At 40.6% G+C, this 2985-nt stretch carries 4 protein-coding genes; 2 read left to right on the top strand and 2 right to left on the bottom strand.

Going from position 1 to position 2985, the window contains the following annotated elements; genetic code table 11:
* Positions 1-110, bottom strand: a 110-nt coding sequence (locus AC1DVB_RS26305) for a cold-shock protein (RefSeq protein WP_258232502.1), incomplete at its 3' end; no start/stop codon positions are given.
* Between the two features lie 184 nt (positions 111-294).
* Positions 295-1251, bottom strand: coding sequence for a D-2-hydroxyacid dehydrogenase (locus AC1DVB_RS26300; RefSeq protein ID WP_239858220.1), 957 nt, complete (start codon positions 1249-1251; stop codon positions 295-297).
* Positions 1252-1371: 120 nt separating this feature from the next.
* Here AC1DVB_RS26300 and AC1DVB_RS26295 point away from each other — a divergent pair, with 120 nt between their 5' ends.
* Both AC1DVB_RS26295 and AC1DVB_RS26290 read left to right on the top strand, forming a co-directional pair.
* Positions 1372-1920: a GNAT family N-acetyltransferase gene (locus tag AC1DVB_RS26295; protein ID WP_454861321.1), complete on the top strand. Its 549-nt coding sequence runs from the start codon at positions 1372-1374 to the stop codon at positions 1918-1920.
* Positions 1921-2134: 214 nt separating this feature from the next.
* Positions 2135-2985, top strand: an 851-nt coding sequence (locus AC1DVB_RS26290; RefSeq protein WP_477591729.1) for an aldehyde dehydrogenase family protein, incomplete at its 3' end; no start/stop codon positions are given.

Below are 2985 nucleotides of genomic sequence, written 5' to 3'. Positions count from 1 at the left end.
CCTTCGCTTTGGATAGCTGAGAAATGTACGAATACRTCGTCTCCGTTTTCGCGTTCGATGAAGCCAAATCCTTTTTCTGCGTTAAACCATTTTACTTTACCTTGTTCCATTGTTGTTGCCTCCTAGTGTGAATCCACACATTGTGTTACTACCCTTGCTCAATCATTAGACGAAAAGTTTTTCACTTATCAATCTTCCCGAACAAAAATAATTCTTTTTAAATATAACAGATAATGTCGGAATCTGCAAGCTAACAAGGAAAGATTATTAATGTATACAGAAAATGAACAATTCTTAATACCCTTTTTTGTAATCAAGTAAATTTGTTGAAGGTGTTTTACCATTTAGATAGTCCTTTAAATTCGGCATGAAAATATCCTGAATTAGCCTTTGGTCGTAAAATTCCGTATTTCCGGATGTGTGCGGCGTGATGATTACGTTGTTCAACTCCCATAAAGGGCTATTCTCAGGAAGTGGCTCCGTTTCAAACACATCAAGACCAGCACCTGCAATATCTTTGTCCTTAAGCGCTTGAATCAATTCGTTTTGAATGACCAGGTTTCCCCTTCCTATATTAATGAAAAATGCGGAGCGCTTCATTAACTTGAATTCGTTTTTACCGAACATATTCCTTGTTTCTGGGGTCAATGGTAATGTCACGACAATATAATCACACCTAGGAAGAAGATCAATCAATTGTTTTTGTGTGAACATCTCATCTACGAATTCTTCTGATTTACCGGAATGGCGCATCCCTAATACGGTCATGCCAAAAGCCTTGGCAATTTTTGCGGTTTCCTTTCCGATTTTCCCGACACCGATGATTCCGATGGTCTTTTCATGAATTTCCTGCTTCATATGTGCGTGATGCCAGGTTCTTGTCTGCTGTTGCTTAATATATGTATCTACTTTTCTTGTTAAGGCAAGCATTAACGCGAAAATTGTCTCTGAAATGGGATACGCATGAACGCCGTTTGCAGTTGTAATCTGAACATTCTTTTGTTCTAAATTGTCCAGGGGTAAAGCATTCACTCCTGCACTCCATGTCTGGATCCATTTAACATCGCTTGCAGCAATCGATACAGACATTTCCGCTTTCCAGCCTGCGATGACTTCTGCATCGGCGATATGATCTCTCCATTTTTCCGGGGATCTCCCGGTGATAACAGTCCACTCGGGAATCAATTCTTGGATCTTCTGTAATAAGATTTCATTCAAATTTTGGCTTATTATGAGTTTTCTTTTTGGCATAATTATCCTCCTGGATATTTTTTCTGAATTATACGTAAATTTCGATAATATTTCAATTGGGAAGGCGATTGCTTACCAATCTTGCTATAATACTAATAATCAATGGAATGGGGTGTAATCATGAACGTGAAAGAGATATATGGACAGCTGCCTGCCCTGGAATCAAAACGATTGATCATGAGGAAAGTCACCATGAATGATGCCGAAGACATATTCGCTTATGTATCCAACAATGAAGTTTCCCGTTACGTCACCTGGGAAGCCCATCGTTCCCTAAGTGATACAAAAGATTTTATCCGATTTATACTTCAAAATTATGAGGATAAGAAAATCGCTCCATGGGGCATAGAACACAAGGAAAGCGGTAAGTTGATAGGTACCATTGATTTTGTTTCATGGCAGGTTGACCATCATAGCGCGGAAATAGGGTATGTGCTTTCACCAGAATATTGGGGGAGTGGCTTGATGACGGAGGCAGCCCAAAAGATAATCGCCTTTGGCTTCGAAAATATGAACCTAGTTCGAATACAAGCAAGGTGCTTCGTTGAAAATTCAGGTTCAGAGCGAGTCATGCAAAAGGCTGGTATGTCTTTTGAGGGAATCATCAGAAAAGGAATGTTCGTCAAGGGGAAGCACCAAGATCTAAAGCTATATTCCATTATAAAATGATGGCCGCGTAGTCAGCTGATTAAAGGGAAAGTATAAGAAAAATATACATCGTTTGCGAAATCGTGAATTTCTGTTGTTGATTATGGTGGAAAGCCAGAAACAAACAATATGTGCAAATATTGAATCAAAAACTATACAAAACGTCTAATGTAAAAAGTCGTTTTGAAAAATATAATGAAACTATGAAATCGTGTTGAAATGGAGGGTTTATTTAATGACAGTTATCAATGAAGTAGAAACGTTGAAAAATTATATCGGTGGCAAATGGGTTGATTCCACAACTTCGAAACATGAACAAGTGCCTAACCCGGCAACAGGAGAAGCATTGGCAATCGTACCCCTTTCAACAAAGGAAGATGTAAACCAAGCGGTGGAGGTTGCTAAAAAGGCGTATAAAGAATGGAAAAAGGTCGCCGTTCCAAAAAGAGCTCGCTTCTTATTCCGTTACCAGCAATTACTGATTGAACACTGGGATGAGCTTGCAAAGCTGGTCACTATCGAAAACGGAAAAAGCTATACAGAAGCATATGGTGAGGTTCAGCGCGGGATTGAATGCGTGGAGTTCGCAGCAGGTGCCCCTACCTTGATGATGGGAAGTCAGCTTCCTGATATTTCCCCAGGCATTGAATCTGGCATGTATCGTTATCCAATGGGTGTCGTTGCCGGGATTACGCCGTTTAATTTCCCGATGATGGTGCCATGTTGGATGTTCCCGCTGGCAATAGCTTGTGGAAATACGTTTATCTTAAAACCTTCAGAACGGACACYGCTTTTGGCTAACCGTCTCGTGGAATTATTGACAGAAGCCGGTGTTCCGGATGGTGTTGTCAATATTGTCCATGGTGCCCACGATGTCGTGAATGGGATTTTGGAACATGAAGACATTAAAGCGGTATCATTTGTGGGATCCCAGCCTGTCGCAGAGTATGTATACAAAACGGCAGCTGCCAATAAAAAACGTGTCCAGGCTTTATCGGGTGCGAAAAATCATTCGATCGTCATGCCTGATGCAGATTTGGATAATGCCGTAACGAACATAACGAATGCAGCTTTCGGATCTGCAGG

The organism is Peribacillus sp. P4_D6 (assembly GCF_056401795.1).
This window is presented reverse-complemented; position numbering and strand designations above follow the sequence as displayed.

Bases quoted from the DNA above. Each gene is read 5' to 3' on its own strand.
- AC1DVB_RS26295 (WP_454861321.1), top strand. From the start codon at position 1,372: ATGAACGTGAAAGAGATATATGGACAGCTGCCTGCCCTGGAATCAAAA.
- AC1DVB_RS26300 (WP_239858220.1), bottom strand. From the start codon at position 1,251: ATGCCAAAAAGAAAACTCATAATAAGCCAAAATTTGAATGAAATCTTA.